This is a genomic window from Acidovorax sp. GW821-FHT09A11, from assembly GCF_059418365.1.
The window spans coordinates 239,591-257,456 of record NZ_JBWKPS010000003.1 but is presented as its reverse complement, the minus strand read 5'-3'; the positions used below and the strand labels follow the sequence as shown (position 1 = coordinate 257,456).

Genomic DNA, 17,866 nt, shown 5'->3' with positions numbered 1-17,866 from the left:
GATGGCCGAACTCAACGAGAAAGCCTTCGAGCAGATCGGCCGTGCCGTCAGGACGGGCGGGGCGGCCAGCGAATCCGTCTTCGGGCGCATGGTCCGGCGCCTGACGCCCGCGGGCGCGGCCGACACGCTGGACTGGGCGGACGATGCCGACTGGGCGCGGCTGCAGCAGGAGCCCCTGCGCGCCCGGGTCCTTCTGCGCCTGGCGGTGCTCTTTCTGCTGCTGCTGGTGCTCTGGGCCGCGTATGCGGAGCTCGACGAAGTCACGCGGGGCGACGGCAAGGTGGTGCCCACGAGCCAGGTGCAGGTCATCCAGAGCGTGGATGGCGGCGTCGTGGAAGTGCTGCCGGTGCGGGAGGGGCAGATCGTCGAAGCGGGCCAGTTGCTGCTGCGCGTGGACTCCACCCGGTTCATGTCGAACATGCTGGAAAGCCGGGCGAGCCTGCTCGCGCTGCAGGCCAAGGCCCTGCGCCTGCAGGCACTGACGCAGGGCGGCACATTCATTCCTCCGCCGGACCTCCTGCGGGACGCGCCGGACATCGTTGCGCAGGAGATGCGCCTGTACCGCTCGCGGCGCGAGGAGATCAGCGCGCAGGTGTCCATCTCGCAGAACCAGCTCCTGCAGCGCCAGCAGGAGCTCAATGAGGTGCGTGCCCGCAAGGAGCAGGCCGAGCGTGGCCTGGAGTTGATGCTCAAGGAGCTGAACGCCACGCGGCCCATGGTGGCCACGGGCGCGGTGTCCGAGGTGGAGGTGCTGCGGCTGGACCGCGAGGTGGCGCGCCTGCGCGGCGACCGCGAGCAGGCGGATGCGCAGATCTCCCGCGTGCAGGCCGCGATCCAGGAGGCCTCGCGGCGCATCGAGGAGGTGCAGCTCACGGCCCGCAACCAGATGAGCGCCGAGCTGTCGGAGACCATGAGCAAGCTCTCCAGCCTGTCCGAGGGCGGCCGGGCGCTGGCCGATAAGGTCAAGCACGCGGACATCCGCTCGCCGGTGCGGGGCACCGTCAAGCGCCTGCTGGTCAACACCGTGGGCGGCGTGGTGCAGCCTGGCAAGGAGGTGGTGGAGATCGTGCCGCTGGACGACGCGCTCATCCTGGAGGCGCAGGTCAGTCCGCGCGACATCGCGTTCCTGCACCCGGGCCAGGAGGCCATGGTCAAGTTCACGGCCTACGACTTTTCGATCTACGGCGGCCTGGCGGCCGAGGTGGTGAACATCAGCGCGGACTCGGTCGTCGATGACAAGGGCAATGCCAACTACCTGGTGCGCGTGCGCACGCGCAAGGCCAGCCTGGGGGCGAACCTGCCCATCATCCCCGGCATGGTGGCGCAGGTGGACATCCTCACGGGCAAGAAGACCGTGCTGGCCTACCTGCTCAAGCCGGTGCTGCGCGCCAAGGCGAACGCCTTGTCCGAGAGGTGAATGCGATGAACCACTACCTGGCCAGCGATGTGCCGCAGTCCCTGGACCGCTGGGGGGCCGCATTCCCGCAGGGCACGCGCATCGACAAGGCGCAGTGGCCCGCCATGGTGGCCGCGCTGCGCGGCGGCGGCGGGGGGCGCTCGGCCATCGTGTGGCTGAGCACCGAGTACCCCGAGTGGCCGGCGCTGCTGGGCGAACTGGTCCAGTCGGACAAGCGCGCGCGCGTGGTGGTGGCCACCGGCGTACCGGACGACCGCGAAGGCCTGAAGGCCATCAACGAAGGCGCTCGCGCCTATTGCCACCTGTTTGCCGTGCCCGAGATGCTGCAGGAAGTGGCGCTGGTGGTGCAGCACGGCGGCCTGTGGGTGGGCCGGGCACTGGTGTCGCGCCTGGCCGCCGCCACCGCGGGCCTGACGGCGCCGCACGCCGTGCCACAGGCGCACCAGGACCTGCAGCTGCGGCTGTCCTCGCGGGAGCTGGAGGTCGCGCGCGCGGTGGCCCAGGGGTTGTCCAACAAGGAGATCGCGGACCGGCTGTTCATCTCGGAGCGCACCGTCAAGGCGCACCTGGGGGCCACCTTCGAGAAGCTCGGCGTGCGCGACCGGGTGCAGCTCGTGCTGCGCATGAACCAGGGCCCGCAGGTTGCACAGGGGCCCGCATCCCATGCCTGACAAGAGCCTGCCGCCCCACGGCAATCCGCTGAGCTCCTCCGACGCCGGGCTGGCCCGGGTGACCGAGGACCTGATAGATCTGCTCATCGTGCGCGGCGTGATCCGCTTCACCGACCTGCCGCTGGCCGCGCAGAACAAGCTCCTGGAGCGCAAGGAGACCCGGGCCCGCCTGAGCAATAGCCTGGATCTATTGGGTGACGATTCGGGCAACGAAACTATTTGAGTTTCCGGGGCCGGCGGGCCCAAAAGTGGACCTAAGTCCAATAGTGGATAAGGGGCGGCGTCAGTAGCCTTCACTGACATCAGTCACATGCCGTTACTTCCTGCCGCTGCGCAGGGCGTAGGGGTTTACCGGAGCCAGCCCATGTCCCAAATCGCCACCGTGGTTGCCGTCACCGGCACCGCTTTCGCGGTCGATGCCGATGGCCATCGCCGTCCCCTCAAGGCCGGAGACGCCTTGCAAAAGGGTGAAATCGTCCAGACCACGGCAGGAGGCCGGGTGGAGCTGCTGCTGGACGACGGCCAGACGCTGGCCGTGGCGCCCGCGCAAAGCGTCAAGATCGATGACAGCGTCACGCAGACCGCTGAACGCCCCACCGCCCAGGAGGCCAGCGTCGGGCAGGGCACCATCGACACGGTCATCCAGGCGCTGCAGCGTGGGGGCGACCTCAACGAGCAGCTGGACGCCACGGCCGCCGGCCTGGGCGGCGGTGCCGGGGGCGAAGGCGAGGGCAGCAGCTTCGTGCAGCTGCTACGCATCTTCGAGGGGGTGGACCCGCTGGCCTACCAATACAGCTTCACACCGCAATCGGCGCCCGACATCGACTTCAATCCATTGGCGGTGCTCACCGTCGACGCGGCGCCCACGCCGGCGCCGCCCCCGCCCGTGGCTCCGCCGCCCCCGCCGGTGCCAGCGCCTCCTCCCCCTGCGCCACCCACTCCCCCGGTGCCCGCACCTCCTCCTCCGCCGGCTCCCCCCCCACCCGGCCCTCCCCCTGCTTCGCCACCGCCACCTCCGCCTGCGCCGGAACCGGTGCGCCTGAACGTGAGCACGACGCTGGAAGAAGAATCCGCCCCGTCCGGGGGACCCAGTGGGATCCTGGGCAACAACGAGGAGGACGATGGCCTCCTCAGCTTCCACAAAGGTACCCTGGATTTGGAGGGCGGGACGGTTTTCTCCATCGGGTTGCCTGGGTTCGCGAATGTGCCGGTTCCCCCAGAGGGGGTGACCATCTATTTCGACGCACTGGGTCAGCCGATTCCGGAAGGTGATTCCACGCCGCCCGCAGTGCGTCTGTTCATCGCGCCCAACGGGAATTACAGCCTGTCCGTCATCGGACCTTTGCAGCATGCGCCGGGTGACGGCGAGAACTTCCTCGGGCTGCCCGTGGTGACTTTCAGTGGTGTCACGGGGGAAGGTGGGGAGTTCACTGCGGAGCTCAACATGTCGGTCCAGGACGACATCCCCGTGATCACGACCAGCACCGAGGACGCGCCCACGCTGACGACGTCGGACCGCGGCGTCAACCAGGCCACCAACACGGGGTACGAGGGCACGGAGAACAACCCGGACGCCGTGGACTCGGACACGGACAGCAACACCTTCAACGGCACGGCCTTTGTGGTGTCCTTCGGGGCGGACGGCCCCAAGCTGCTGCCTGGCGGCAGCGAGGGAGAAGGCCCTGCCGTGCGCGACGGCTATGCCTTCGCATTCCAGATCGGCAATGGCGGAGCCACGGGGCTCTACGCCACCGGCACCAACACAGAGATCGTGCTGAGCACGACCGGGGACCCCTCCGTGGTGGTGGGACGCGACGGCAGCGGCAACGTGATCCTGACGCTGCAGATCGACCCGCAGACCGGTGCCGTGGTGATGACGCAGACCGGGGCCATCCGGCATGCCGCGCCCGATGGCGTGGACGGCGGCGGCGACGAGCTGCAGGCGCTGGGAACCGGGGTTCTCAGCGTGGTGCTGGAGGCCACCGACAACGACGACGATACCGTGGCGGCCGAGCTGGACCTGGGCGGGCGCCTGCTGTTTGGCGACGACGTGCCGGTCCACCGCTATGACGAGGCCCCCGGGCAGGGCGAGGGCCCCGGGGAACCCGTGGAGCGCGTCCTCTCGCTGCAGGCCGAAGAAGAGTCCGCCATGGAGGGCGGACACACGATAGGCAACGACGAGAACGACCTTCCGCTCACATCCGTCGACAGTGGAGGCCTGACCCAGATCAATGGCGCGATCAACTGGGGCGCCGATGGCTTTGGCAAGCTCACGGGCGTGCGCGTGGGCAGCGGTGAAGGCGCGACCAACGTTCCTGTCGGCCAGGCGGTCTGGTTCAATGCCAACGGCGAAGTGATTCCCTCGGGCCCCGGTGGAGCGCAGCCCGACGGGGCCGCCGCCAGCCTGGTGGTCGAGGCCACGGGCAGCTACACGCTCACGGTGCTTGCCACCATGAACCACGCCGCAGGCGGCACCGTGGTGCAGGGCGAGGACTGGCTCAATCTCGAAACCGTGCGCCTCGTCGGCGAAGATGGCGACGGCGATGCCATCACCGTCGCGCTGGAAACGCGGGTGCAGGACGACATCCCCGTGCACGTCAAGCTGCTGGGCATCCCGGTGCCATTGGTCGCGCTGCTGGAGGAGGAGTCCGCGTCCAACGGCGACGGCGGCGTGATCGGCAATGACGAGTCGCTCGACTGGCTGGCCATCATCCCCGTGGGCTCGCTGAGCGCATCGACGGGTGCCCAGTCCATGACGGGGGTGGTGCGCTGGGGCGCAGACCAGTTCGGCGGCGTGGCCGCCGTCCAGGTCGGCGCCCAGGAATATGCCGTGGGCAACACCATTGCCACCGTGTACCTGGACCGCGAGGGCCAGCCCATTGCAGATGGGGACACCACAACCCCCCGGTCGGTCGAGTTGCGCATCGACGGCGCCACGGGCGGCTACCGCCTGACGGTCATCGGGCCGCTGGACCACGATCCGGGCCAGGGCGAGAACCTGATGCTGCGCACCTTCACCTTCGTGGGTGTCGATGGCGACGGCGACCGGATCGGCGTGGATCTCTACGCCAAGATCCAGGATGATGTGCCCGAGCACGCCAGGGAGAATGGCAGTGCCGTCAAGCTCAGCCTGAAAGTCGAGGAAGAGTCGGTGCCCCACAGCGGCGGCACGCTGGGCAACAACGAAACGGCGGATGGACTGAGCCACGCCCACACCGACGCCACGGGCTTCCAGGGCGCCGTGAAGTGGGGCGCCGATGACTTCGGCGGCATCACGGGCGTCAAGGTGCAGACGGGCATTTTCACCGAGAACAGCTACAGCCCGGTGGCCGGCGTGGTGACCGTGTACTTCGACCAGAACGGCAAGGCCCTGCCCCCCGGGGCCACCAGCGGCGCGGCGGTGCTGACGGTGGAGGCGGACGGCGCCTACCGGTTCGAGGTGCTGGACAACCTCATTCACAAAGGCGCGGGCGAAGACTGGCTGAACCTGCCCAGGATCACCTTCGTGGGCGAGGATGGCGATGGCGACAGGATCGGCGTGGAGTTGAACGCCTCCATCCAGGACGACGTGCCCATCGTGACGGTGTCCGACGCCGTGCCGGTCGCCGAGCACAGCTTCACGGTGGAGTACAAGGGCGGCGAGGCCGGCTACAACAACAGCTTCGGCTATTACTTCAAGAACCCGGATGGCTCTATCGACACCTCCAGGGGCGGGTTCGTGCTGTGGGACAACGTCAAGACCGAAGGCGGCATGACCGTGTCGCTGCCCACGGGCGTGACGGCCGACCAGATCGGTTTCTTCATCATCCCCAACGGCGACAGCCAGAACGGCGCGCTGGGCGACGCCCAGGCGGTGTCGTTCCAGCTCGTGGGCGGGAAGTGGACCGCGTTCGCCGGCGGATCGCCGCTCGCGGGCGAGGGGGCACCCATCTACTTCTCCGACCAGGCGCTCAACAGCGATGGGCAGTCCCACCTGCAGCAAACGCCGTCGGGCACGGCGGCCGGCCAGGACAGCAGGGGCAACTTCAACTGGGAAGATCTCAAGATCACCTCCGGCAGCTCGGACAAGGACTACGACGACGTCAACCTGGACCTGAACTGGAACGTGCCGCTGCTGGTCAAGGATGCGCAAGCCGATCTGGGAACGAGTTCGGACAACGACGGCAAGGCGCTGTCGGGCAGCTTCCAGTTCCACTTCGGCGCGGATGGCGCGGCGGCCAGCGGCAGCAAGACCTTCGGCCTGAGCGTCGGCGCGCAGGGCCAGGCGTCGGCGCTGAAGGACACCGCGACCGGCTCTGCCGTTCTGGTGAAGATGGAGGGCGGCGCGGCCGTCGGCTACATCCTCATCGGCGGTGTGCAGACCAATGTGTTCAAGGTCTCGGTGGCGGGCGACGCGGCCAACAACGGCCAGGTGACGGTGGAGCAGTACCGCGCGGTGGTGCACCCCACCAACGATCCGCACGAGATCGTCAACATCGGCGGCGGCGTGATCCAGCTCACCGCGCAGGCCAAGGATGGCGATGGCGACAAGTCCAATACCGCCACCTACGACATCGGCCGGCAGATCAACTTCCAGGACACGGGCCCGGTGGCTGCGGACGATGCCGCCAATCTCACGGCCTCGGCGGGGACCATGGGCACCACGGAGCATGCCGTGGGCAATGTGCTGGGCAACGACATGTACGAGGCCAAGGCGGATGGCGCCCATGCCGAAGTGGTGTTCAACCGCGCCGGTGGCGACAGGTCGGGCAACACGACCGACCTGGACGGCCCGTCGTTCGATGCCAACGGCACCCTGGGCACACTCAGGATCGCGGCCAATGGCGATGCCACCTATGCGCTGAATGACCTCAAGGCGATGGCGCTGGGCGAAGGCGCCTCGGTCACCGACAGCTTCAACTACCAGATGAAGGATGCGGATGGCGACACCGACGTGGCCAACGTGCGCGTGACGGTGCAGGGCGTGAACGACGCGCCCGAATTCGTGACCGGCAACGACCAGACGACCGAGATCTGGGTGGACAAGGATGGTGATGGCAACAAGGACGGCGACGAGGTCTCGCGCTATTCCGGGCCGAATGCCGACCAGATCGCGGTGAGCGTGCAGGAAGACGCGCTGGAGCCGGGCAACCGCGAGAGCCCGGACCAGACCACCACGGATGCGGCCAGCTTCGGTGTGGCCGACCCCGACATCGGCGACACCGTGGGCGTGCGCTTCGATACGACGGGCAGCCTGCTGCCAGCGCTGACCTCGGGCGGTGCGCCCATCGTCTGGACCCCCAACGCGTCGGGCACGGAACTCATCGGCAAGGTGGGCGGCACCGAGATCATCAAGGTGACCATCGGGGGCACCTATGAAAGCGGCTACACCAGCAGCGTGGTGCTGCTGGGCCCCGTGGACCATGCACCGCCCCCCGCGGGCACGGCCACCGATGGCGATGTGAAGGAACTGAACTTCACGGTCATCGCGAACGACCGCCCGCTCAACCCGTCCACCGGCCTCACGGACACCATGGCGCTCAAGGTGACGGTGGAGGACGACGCCCCCACCGCCAGGCTCGTGGATGGCGCCGCCATGGTGCTGAGCGCCACGCTCGAGGAAGAGTCCGCACTGCGTGGCGGCGCGAAGATCGGCAATGACGAACGGGATGCGAGCGACCTGGTCCATGGCGCGCAGCTGGAGGCATCGACCGGCGTGCAGGTGATGACCGGCGCTGTGAAGTGGGGCGCCGACGGTTTCGGCAAGGTCACCGGCCTGCAGTTCGGCGGCACCACCGTGAACGTGGATCTGGGCACGGGGGGCAAGGTGTACTTCAATGCCGACGGGCAGCCGCAAGGCAGTTCCACGGGGGCGGCCGCCGTGCTGGAGGTCCAGGCCAATGGCGAATACACGCTCACGGTGACGGGGGCGCTCATGCACTCGGCGCAAGGCGAGGACACGCTGAACCTGGGCCGCGTGCAGATCGTGGGCGAGGACCGTGACGGCGACGCCATCGGCGTGGAGCTGGCCGCCAGCGTGAAGGACGACATCCCCGTCATCACCACGGTGGAGCCCGTGCCCGTGCCGGGCATCACCGTGCAACTGGTGGGCAGCGACGCGGGCTACAACAACACCTGGGGCTACTACATCAAGGACGCCAGCGGCATGCCCACCACGGGCACGGTGGTGTGGGACAACGTGAAGAACCAGCCGGTGACCAGCGTCACCCTGCCGCCGGGCGTGCTGCCCGGCCAGGTCGGCTTCTTCATGATCCCCAATGGCGACAGCCTCAATGGTTCGCTGGGCAACAACACGGCGGTCACCTTCTCGCAAGACAGCGGCGGCCAGTGGGTCGCGCACGCGGGTGGCGCTCCGCTCGCCGGGCAGGGCGCGGCCGCACTGTTCGACAACAGCGCGCTCAATCTCGACGGCCTGTCTCATGTGAACACCCTCGCGGTGGGCCCTGTCTCGGGCAATCAGAACTGGGAGGACATCGCGGGCGGCGGCGACCTCGACTACAACGACGTGCTGCTCAACGTCACCATGCCGCTGCTGGTGGACGACAGCTTCCTGAACATCGACGCGGAGTCCGATGTGGGCTCCACGCGCTTTACCGTGAGCTACGGCGCCGACGGTGCGGCCGCGCTGCAGGGCAAGGCCTATGGGCTGGTCCTGACCGGTGGTGAAGGCACGCCCTCGGGCTTCAAGGACACCGCGCAGTACTCGAACGGCCAGCCCGCCGATGTGCTGCTCAAGAGCGGGCCCGGCGGCACGCTCATCGGCTACGTGACGGTGGACGGCGTGGAAAAGACGGTCTTCCAGCTGTCGGTCGATGCCGCCACGGGCGAGGTCACGTTCGACCAGCAGCGCACGGTGGTGCATTCGACGCCGGGCGACTCCAACGAGGTGCAGTCGGCGCTGGCGGGCAAGATCGGCCTGCAGCTCACGGCCACCGATGGCGATGGCGACCATGTCAACGCGAGCATCGACCTGGGCCGCATGCTGTTCATCGCGGACGACGGCCCCGTGGCGAAGGACGACACGGATGGCACGCAGTGGGTGGTGGACCACTGGGTCGCCACCGGCAACGTGCTCACGGGGGTGGGCACCACCTCGGGCGATGCCGGCAAGGACCAGCACGAGGGCATGCAGGACGGCGCCAAGGCCGAGGTCGTGCAGGTGCGCGCGGGTGCAGAGGGCGCCGTGTGGACGCCTGGCACGGCCGTGGCCAGCGGTGGCAGCGCCACGGTGGCGGGCCAGTACGGCTCGCTCACCATCGAGTCCGATGGCGACTACACCTACACCGGGCACCAGACCACCGTGCAGCTCGGAGGGGGCGCGGGCGTGCCGGCCGGCACCGATGCCTTCGACTACGGCAAGCCCTACACCACGAACCTGGGCGAACAGCTGATCACCAGCCCCACGCCCGCGCAGACCGGCGGCGCCGTGGTCACCAGCCAGGGCAATGGCGCGGGCGTGGACGACCCCACCGAGCCCGTGCCGGGCGACGTGGGCGCCAGCACACCCGAGCAGGTGGGCTACTCGCCCAGCCAGGGCACGGAGGCCCTGTCGGTGGACCTGGGCACGATGGCCGTGCGGGCCGTGGTGGACATTTCCAACCTGTTCCAGAACGAATCGGGCCAGACGGGCAACCAGGGCGAGACCGGGCGCTGGGAGGCGTTCGACGCCGCCGGCAACAAGGTGGGCGAGGGCATGATCGGCGGCGCGCTGTTCCACAACGGCGCGAACGGCAGCGACCCCGTGCACCAGGGCCAGGTGGAGATCGAGGTGCTGGGCGCCGACGGCAACCCCATCGCCTTCCAGAACGTGGTGTTCTCGGGCGTGGACTATCTCGCCGGTGACAAGGGCAGCGACAGCTCGGACTACTTCGTCAAGGCGGTCAGCTTCGAGGAAGCCGTGGCGCCCGAGACGACGGACACGTTCAGCTACCAGATGAAGGACGGCGATGGCGACACCGACAGCGCCACGCTGACCATCGAAACCGGCCACCAGCAGAGCACGCAGGGCCTGGGCATGGTGTACGAGGACGGCCTGGCCACGGGCAACGTGGACAGCAGCCCGCACACCACCGATACGGCTGGCACGCTGGGCATGGGGGGCGCCACCTACGCGCTGGTGGCCCCGGTGCAGAAGATCACCTCGGCGGGCGAAGAGGTGCGCTGGAGCACGTCGGCCGATGGCAAGACCCTGACCGGCACGGCCGGCGCGGGCGCCGATGTGCGCACGGTGGCCGTGGCCACCATCGACGACAGCGGCCAGTACAAGGTGGAACTCAAGGGCCAGGTGGACCACGCCTACACCGAGAGCGGCGAGGAGAACCTGTACCTGCAGCTGGTGGCGCAGAAGACGGTGGACGGCGAGACCGAGGTCCAGGGCTTCAACATCAAGATCCAGGACGACGCGCCGGTCTACGTGGGCGGTACGCAGGACACCCTGGTCGCCAACAGCGGCGTGGGCGAGGTCACGGCGGACCTGGGCGCACGCGTGGGTGCCGACGTGGTAGGGGCGGACGTGAACCTCACGGCGACCTCGGCCACCACCGTGGGCACGTCCCCCGTGCGGTATGTCTCCATGTCGTACCTGCAGGGCGGCGATGTGCATTCCACCGTGATGACGGTGGACGGCAACAAGGTGTTCTACCAGGCCACGAGCGACGGCAGCATCAAGGCGGTGTACGACGACGGCGGTGTGCTGAAGACCGCGTTCACCGTGAACGGCGTGGTGAATGCCGACGGCACGACCAGCTACGTCACCAACATGGTGGCGGTGGCCGACAAGGTGCAGGTGGGCGAGACGGTCACACCCGGCAGCACGACGACCGTGGAGAAGACCGTGGTCTTCGGCGACAGCAAGAACGACGATGTGTTCAAGCCCAGCAGCTATACCCACTCGTCGGCTGGCGGCAGCGAAATGGGCGCGCGGTACGTGGACTCCGCCACGGGCATCTACATGCAGATCTCGGCCGACAAGGACGAGACCAAGGCCAACACCGTGCAGTGGAAGAACGGGAAGTGGGAGGTCACCCAGGACGACACCTCGCTGCAGACCGACGGCAACCAGGCCAACGACCCCGAGGTCAACTGGTCGTCCACGGGCAACGGCAATGGCGGCGGGGGCTTTGGCGTCGGCGACAACTTCATCGGCAACGACAGCTCGGTGGGCGAGCGCGATTCCGACAGGAGCGATGCCGTGAAGGCCGGCGACGGCGCGGGCGAGCGCCTGGTGGTTGAGTTCTTCAAGGCCGATGGCACGCGCCTGAACGTGACCTCCGCCGACTTCAAGCTCGACCACCTGGGCAAGGAGGAAGCCGCCGTGGTCACGGCCGTGAACACCGGCAGCGGCGGCGCCACGACCGTGGTGGGATCGCCCATCGTTCAGGAGGGCACGGCCAGCGGCGGCAACACCAATGGCGGTACCGCCAGCGTGGAGACGCCCGTCAGGGTGGATCCGGCGGGCTCGGCCACATTCAACACCGTCCAGTTCACCGCCGAGGATTGCACGGACTACCGGGTGACCGATGCGGCCACCCTGACCTACACCGAGACGGTGACGACACCTCCGGTCACGACGCCTGTCTATGCCGACCAGATGTGGATCGACCTGCAGGCCGTGATCGTCGATGGCGACGGCGACACGCTGGCGGACCCGATCGACGTCAAGATCGTCATCGACACCGGCAACACGCTCGATGGCGACGAGGTGGAGCTGTCCGATGCGGCGGCGGGCGGGCTGGCCATCAAGGGTGGCGATGCGCCGGAAACCATCGTGGGCAGCGCGGGCGACGATACCGTGCAGGCTGGCGAGGGCAATGACACCGTGCAGGGAGGTGACGGCGACGATGTGCTGGATGGGGGCCCTGGCAGCGACATCCTGGCCGGCGGCGATGGCGACGACACTATCGAGATCAACCTCGCGGACAGCAGCCCCGGCGGCACCGACAAGGATGTCGTCAAGGACCTGGAGGAGGGCGACAAGATCGAGGTGGCGGACCTGCTGACGGACGACGGTGGCGACCTGCTCGCAAGCCTGCCTCTGGCGGCGGATGCCTCGGGCGACACGAACATCGCGGTGGACAGCAACGGACCGGCGGCGGGCGGAGCGTCCCAGACCGTGGTGGTGGAAGACACCACGCCGGAGGCCCTGGCCGTGGACCTGGCCCTGGGGACCCCCGATGTGGCGACGGTGACCAAGCCGAACGACGACTGAGCCACGCACCCCAGGCGCAAGGGGCCTGGGGTGCGTGGGTTGTGGATGGGCAAGAAAAAGGCTGCCACCGCTTGTGGATCAAGCGGTGGCAGCTATCTGTTTTGATGACAGGCAAGAGGCCGGCGGCAGAGTGCCTTCGCCCTCGCTGGCACCGGACCCTTCATGTCGCGCGGAGCCGCCGCGGCGCATGACGCCGCGCCAGAGCGGCATCCCTTGCGTGCGGCAGCGCGCGAGGATGGCAAGGAAGATGCCAGGCGCCGCCGAACGCCTCAACGGATGCCCGGCCCCGTGGCGCCATCAAAGCCCAGCGAGGCCAGCAGGGGCAGGTCGTCCCGCGATTCGACCCCCAGCGCGATGACCTGGATACCAATGGCATGGGCGATGCTGCACAGCCCCTTGAGGAACTCCTGGTTGCCCAGATTGCCCGCGATGCCGCGCACGTAGCTGGGATGCACCTTGATGTAGTCCAGCCCCAGGTCGGCGAGCTTGTTGCCTTCGGTGAACCGCTGGCCGAAGTATTCGATGCCCACGCGGCATCCGAGTTGCTGCAGGGTGTGGGCAAGCTCCTTGAACGCATCGAAGGCGCGAAACACCCCGTACTCCGGCACCTCGAAAAGCAGGCGTGGACAGATGTCGGGGTAGGCGCGCAGCAACTGCATCAGCTCGTTGCGGAAGTGGAAGTCCGCGATGGTCTCGGACGACAGGTTGATCGCGATGTCGCCGGCCGTGCCGCGCAGGTGCTCGATGGCCAGGCGCACCACGCGCAGGTCGATGGGGGCCGTGAGGTTCAGGTGCGCGGCCATCGGCATGAAGTCGCCCGCGGACAGCAGGGCGCCCGAGGCGTCGGACGCCAGGCGGATCACGCCTTCCTGGTGGATGGCGCCTTCGCCGCGTCCGTCGACAACGGGGTAGAAGGCCAGCTGCAGCCTGCCACCGGTGACGGCTTCGGTCAGCAGCGTGCGCCATTGTTCGGCGGGCCGGGCCTCGGCGGGGTGCTCGCCTTCGTCGGCGAACATGCTGTTGGGGCCCAGGGATTGCGCCCGCGCCAGCGCCTCATCCGCCCTGCTGAAAAGCGCGCCCAGGGTTTCCTGGCGCCGGTAGCCCACGGCGCAGATGTGGAACAGGTCGGGGGCCGTGGCAGACCAGTGGGGCAGCCATTGCGATGACAGGCGCGCGAAGATATCCTGCGCGGCCTCGGACGGGGACGGCGTGGAGGGGCACAGGACGCCGAACTCACCGCCGTTGAGGCGCCCCGCGCGCTGGCCGGGCTTGCCCTCGCCGCTCTTGTAGAGCACGGAGCCCAGGTGCTTGAGCAGGGCATCCACCCGCTGATGGCCCAGTTGCGCGTTCAGCCTCTCCAGATTGGCCAGGCGGACAATCACCAGGCTGCCCGATGAGAGGAATTGCTCGCCTTCCAGGGCTTCGCGCAGGTGCGACAGGAAGTACTCGCGGCTGGAGAGCCCGGTGACTGCATCGCGGTTGACCTTCTTGCGCAGCCCTTCCAGGCGGGCCGCCTCCTCCCCGAACATGGACCGCAGGCGCGCGACCATGTCGTTCATGCCCCGCGCCACGCTGCGCAGTTCGGGTGTCCGCGGCTCCGTGATCTTGATGAAACGCCGCTCCGCGATGGCCTCGGCCTGCGCGACCACATCGCGCAAGGGGCGCGTGATGCGGCGCACCGCGATGGTTCCCGCGCCGCCCGCGACAAGGCTGCCCAGGACGAACCAGGCCAGCAGCTCCAGCGTGCCGCTCCAGAGGCTGCGGTAGGCGTACTGGTCGTGGCTTGCGAGGGTCAGCGTTCCATATTGTTTCCATCCATCCTGGATCAGCGCCCTGCCAGGCTCCGCGCTGATCGGGATCAGCCGGGCGAACCAGCCGGGCGCGCCTTCCAGCTGCCCGTCGAAGGTGCGCTGCACGAGCGTCTGGCCCGTGGGCGAGGCGATGCGGATGAAGCGGTAGTGGCCAGCGTCAAACTGCGCGGCGACCTGCAGCTCCACCGTGACCGGGTCCTTGTCGAGCTGCGAAAGCGCCAGCGCCAGCGACGTGGCGTTGTCGAAGTTCTTGATCTGCAACTGCTGCTGCAGGTAGTGCCGCGCGGACAGGACGCTGACGAGCATGCTGCCTCCAAAGGCCAGCGCCATGACCAGTCCGATGGCAAGCCAGAGTTGTTTGGTGAGTGACATGGTCGCTATCTCCGGTGATTGGTGCAGGGGTCAGAAACCCTCTTGCCGCATGCGTTCGAGTACGTCGCGCCAGCGTGACAGCCGCGTCGTCGGGTCTGCCGACGATGTGGATGCGCCGGACACCCACAGCCCTTCGTTGTTGAAGCTGAACACGGGGGACAGGTCCGGCCGGGACGAGGCCGGGCGGATGGCCGTGATCAGGTTGTCCAGCACCACCGGCTCTTCGGCCGGATGGGCGTAGTAGCCCAGGACCATGTGGGCTTCGCTCTTGCTGCTGCTGGGGCCGCCGATGCGGGCCCTCACGTAGATCATCCGCAGCCTGTCGTTGGGCACGCCCATGTGCAGCAGCGTGATGTACTTGGCGATGGAGAAGTCTTCGCAGTCGCCCGCGCCGCGCCCCATGAACTCCAGCGGCGTGGCCCAGTAGTCGTTTTGCTGCCAGACCACCGCATCGCTTTCAAACAGCATGCGGCGGTTGAAGAAGCTGTTGACGTGGGCGAGCTTGTCCACCTCGCTCAGGTGCTGGCCCTCGTTGAGCATGGCGCGCCAGGCGCTGACCTGCTCGGCCCCCTTGGGGCCGTGGCGCTGGAGGGCGAGGGCTTGAATCCTGTCCAGGTCAGGGGCGCTGAATACGGCCCCCAGCAGGGTTGCGACGGCCAATGCCAGCACCACCCGGAAGTGCGCGGTGGCCCGGGGCGCGTGCTGGAAAAGTGGCTGCAGGAAATGCATGGAACACGCGAAACGCGGCTACCTTGCGCGGAAGTAACTGGATTCAACCAGTGGTTGCAGAGTTGTAAAAAAAAACTGTGCGAGTTTCAATCGAAATGCTACGTTTCAATTCTGCATCACAAATGATTCGGAGTTGTCATGAAACTTCCTCTTACCCTGATCGCCGCGGCCGTCGTGGTCAGCACTAGTGCATCCGCACAAGCTCTCCCGGAAGGCCTTGTGGACGCAGCCCGAAAGGCGGTGGTGAGCAACCCGGACGTCCAGGCGCGATGGTTCGGTTTCCGGGCAGCCGATTCAGAGCGAAGCGTTGCGCGCGCCGGCTTCCTTCCCCAGCTGGACGCGGTGGCCAGCACCGGCCGCGAGAACCGTGTGCGGCCTTCCGGCAGCACGGGCTCGTACCACCATACCGGCGCGGCGCTCACGCTGAACCAGATGCTGTTCGATGGCTTCTTCACCAGCAGCGAAGTGCGGCGGCTCGGCCACGCCAAGCTCACGCGGTACTACGAACTGGTGGAGGCCTCCGAGACAGCGGCGCTGGAAGCGGTGCGCGCCTATGCCGATGTGGCGCGGTACCGCGAACTGGTGGAGCAGGCCAAGCAGAACTATGTGGAGCACAAGCTGACCACCAACCAGATTGACGAGCGCACTTCCGCGGGCGTGGGGCGCCGCGTCGATCTCGAACAGGCGACGGGCCGCCTCGCGCTGGCGGAGTCGAATCTGCTGACGGAAATCTCCAACCTGCACGATGTCAGCGCCCGCTACCAGCGGCTGGTGGGCGAGCTGCCGCCGCCCGCGCTGCCGCCCTTGCCCGAAGGCTTTCGGCTCACCCAGCTGCCGCAAAAGACCGACGAGGTGGTGGCCCTTGCGCTCAACAACAGTCCCACGATCAACGCTGCCATCGAGAACATGCTGGCCAGCGAGGCAGGCATTGCATCGCAGAAGGCCGGCTTCATGCCCCGGGTCGACTTCAGGGCCCGCCAGTCGTGGGACCGCAACCTCATCGGGGAGCAGGGGCGCTCGCGCGACAGCACCGTGGAGCTGGTGCTGACCTACAACTTCTTCAGGGGCGGTGCCGACAAGGCGCGGGAGCAGCAGGCGGTGGAGAACAAGTTCCAGGCCCGGGAGCTGAAGGAAAAGGCCTGCAGGGACGTGCGCCAGACCACGGCGATCGCGTTCAATGATGCGCGGAGGCTGGTGGAGCAGATGACCTATCTGGACCAGCACCGCCTGTCGACGGAAAAGGCCCGGGAAGCCTACCGCCAGCAATTCGATCTCGGGCAGCGCACCCTGCTGGATTTGCTGGACACGCAGAACGAGGCATTCCAGGCGAGCCGGGCCTATGTCAACGCGCGCTACGACCAGGTGGTGGCGCAGGCGCGGACCCTGGGCGCGATGGGGCAGCTGCTGGCCGCGTTGAATGTGAGCCGGACCGACATGCCCTCGCCCGCAGACGCGGGCCAGCAGCGCAGTGGCATCGACCCCGCCGATCTGTGTCCCGCCGAAGTCCCTGTATCGATCGCCGTGGACAAGGCGAGGGCGGTTGCCGATACGCCGGCACGCCCGCGTGCCACGCTGCCCGCGCAGCCCACGGGTGCGCCCCGGCCCGCCGCTGCCCGCTAGGGGGCGGGGCGAAGGCCCCGGCCGCCTGGCTTCGCGAGGCGTTCGGACTAGGCGGCGGCGACGCCCGCGGCGTGCGCCTGCTGATCCGCGTGGTAGCTGCTGCGCACCATGGCGCCCACCGCAGCGTGGCTGAAGCCCATCTTGTAGGCCTCCTGCTCGAACATCTTGAAGGTGTCGGGATGCACGTAGCGGCGCACCGGCAGATGGCTGTTGCTGGGCGACAGGTACTGGCCGATGGTCAGCATGTCGATGTCGTGCGCGCGCATGTCGCGCATCACCTGCAGGATCTCTTCATCCGTCTCGCCCAGGCCCACCATGATGCCGCTCTTGGTCGGTACCTTGGGGTGCAGCGCCTTGAACTTCTTGAGCAGGTTCAGGCTGAACTGGTAGTCGGAGCCGGGGCGCGCTTCCTTGTACAGGCGGGGCGCGGTCTCCAGGTTGTGGTTCATCACGTCGGGCGGCGCGGCCTTGAGGATCTCGAGCGCGCGGTCGTCGCGGCCCCGGAAGTCGGGCACCAGGATCTCGATCTGCGTGGCGGGCGACAGTTCGCGGATGTTCTGGATGCATTCCACGAAGTGGCCGCTGCCGCCGTCGCGCAGGTCGTCGCGGTCCACGCTGGTGATCACCACGTACTTGAGCTTGAGGGCGGCGATGGTCTTGGCCAGGTTCAGCGGCTCGTCCTTGTCCAGCGGATCGGGGCGGCCGTGGCCCACGTCGCAGAACGGGCAGCGTCGCGTGCATTTGTCGCCCATGATCATGAAGGTGGCCGTGCCCTTGCCGAAGCATTCGCCGATGTTGGGGCAGGAGGCTTCCTCACAGACCGTGTGCAGCTTGTGCTCGCGCAGGATCTCCTTGATTTCATAGAAGCGCGTTGTCGGGCTGCCGGCTTTCACCCGGATCCACTCAGGCTTCTTGAGCACCTCGCCCTGCTCCACCTTGATGGGGATGCGCGACAGCTTGGCCGCGGCCTTCTGCTTGGCCAGCGGGTTGTAGGCTTCTGTGGATTGCGCTTCGCGGACGACTTCAGGGGTGCTCATGG

8 protein-coding genes are annotated in these 17,866 nt (G+C 67.8%); 5 read left to right on the top strand and 3 right to left on the bottom strand.

All coding sequences use genetic code 11. From position 1 onward, the window contains the following. The first annotated feature begins 1 nt into the window (after position 1). The 4 genes from AC07PV_RS08750 (at position 2) to AC07PV_RS08735 (ending at position 12,295) form a co-directional block, all read left to right on the top strand. The gene (locus AC07PV_RS08750) at positions 2–1,417 is read left to right on the top strand and encodes an HlyD family type I secretion periplasmic adaptor subunit (RefSeq protein WP_218298023.1); all 1,416 of its coding nucleotides are present in this window, start codon (positions 2–4) and stop codon (positions 1,415–1,417) included. A gap of 5 nt (positions 1,418–1,422) precedes the next feature. Then, positions 1,423–2,088, top strand: coding sequence for a response regulator transcription factor (locus tag AC07PV_RS08745; RefSeq protein WP_218298024.1), 666 nt, complete (start codon positions 1,423–1,425; stop codon positions 2,086–2,088). Then, positions 2,081–2,311 carry a hypothetical protein gene (locus tag AC07PV_RS08740; RefSeq protein ID WP_255591960.1) on the top strand — a complete coding sequence of 77 codons (231 nt, stop codon included), beginning with the start codon at positions 2,081–2,083 and terminating at the stop codon, positions 2,309–2,311. Before AC07PV_RS08745 ends, AC07PV_RS08740 begins: the two co-directional genes overlap by 8 nt. Before the next feature lie 141 nt (positions 2,312–2,452). After that, a complete protein-coding gene (locus AC07PV_RS08735; RefSeq protein WP_494629998.1) occupies positions 2,453–12,295 on the top strand; it encodes a retention module-containing protein in 9,843 nt (3,280 codons plus the stop codon). Between the two features lie 269 nt (positions 12,296–12,564). Here the strand turns inward: AC07PV_RS08735 and AC07PV_RS08730 are convergent, their stop codons facing one another. Continuing rightward, positions 12,565–14,478, bottom strand: coding sequence for an EAL domain-containing protein (locus AC07PV_RS08730; RefSeq protein WP_218298026.1), 1,914 nt, complete (start codon positions 14,476–14,478; stop codon positions 12,565–12,567). Positions 14,479–14,508: 30 nt separating this feature from the next. Further along, a complete protein-coding gene (locus tag AC07PV_RS08725; protein ID WP_492808073.1) occupies positions 14,509–15,207 on the bottom strand; it encodes a transglutaminase-like cysteine peptidase in 699 nt (232 codons plus the stop codon). A 138-nt stretch (positions 15,208–15,345) separates the two neighbouring features. Between AC07PV_RS08725 and AC07PV_RS08720 the strand changes: the two genes are divergently transcribed. Continuing rightward, positions 15,346–16,827 carry a TolC family outer membrane protein gene (locus AC07PV_RS08720; RefSeq protein ID WP_492244700.1) on the top strand — a complete coding sequence of 494 codons (1,482 nt, stop codon included), beginning with the start codon at positions 15,346–15,348 and terminating at the stop codon, positions 16,825–16,827. Positions 16,828–16,874: 47 nt separating this feature from the next. On the opposite strand, the gene lipA is transcribed toward AC07PV_RS08720, so the two are convergent. Then, entirely contained in the window at positions 16,875–17,864 is a 990-nt protein-coding gene (gene lipA / locus AC07PV_RS08715) for a lipoyl synthase (RefSeq protein ID WP_218298029.1), read from the bottom strand. Between the last annotated feature and the right edge of the window lie 2 nt (positions 17,865–17,866).

What these genes read in the sequence shown, in the direction of transcription:
- AC07PV_RS08720 (WP_492244700.1), top strand. Translation starts at nt 15,346, where the DNA reads ATGAAACTTCCTCTTACCCTGATCGCCGCGGCCGTCGTGGTCAGCACT.
- AC07PV_RS08750 (WP_218298023.1), top strand. Translation starts at nt 2, where the DNA reads ATGGCCGAACTCAACGAGAAAGCCTTCGAGCAGATCGGCCGTGCCGTC.
- AC07PV_RS08735 (WP_494629998.1), top strand. Translation starts at nt 2,453, where the DNA reads ATGTCCCAAATCGCCACCGTGGTTGCCGTCACCGGCACCGCTTTCGCG.
- AC07PV_RS08740 (WP_255591960.1), top strand. Translation starts at nt 2,081, where the DNA reads ATGCCTGACAAGAGCCTGCCGCCCCACGGCAATCCGCTGAGCTCCTCC.
- AC07PV_RS08730 (WP_218298026.1), bottom strand. Translation starts at nt 14,478, where the DNA reads ATGTCACTCACCAAACAACTCTGGCTTGCCATCGGACTGGTCATGGCG.
- AC07PV_RS08725 (WP_492808073.1), bottom strand. Translation starts at nt 15,207, where the DNA reads ATGCATTTCCTGCAGCCACTTTTCCAGCACGCGCCCCGGGCCACCGCG.
- AC07PV_RS08745 (WP_218298024.1), top strand. Translation starts at nt 1,423, where the DNA reads ATGAACCACTACCTGGCCAGCGATGTGCCGCAGTCCCTGGACCGCTGG.
- lipA (WP_218298029.1), bottom strand. Translation starts at nt 17,864, where the DNA reads ATGAGCACCCCTGAAGTCGTCCGCGAAGCGCAATCCACAGAAGCCTAC.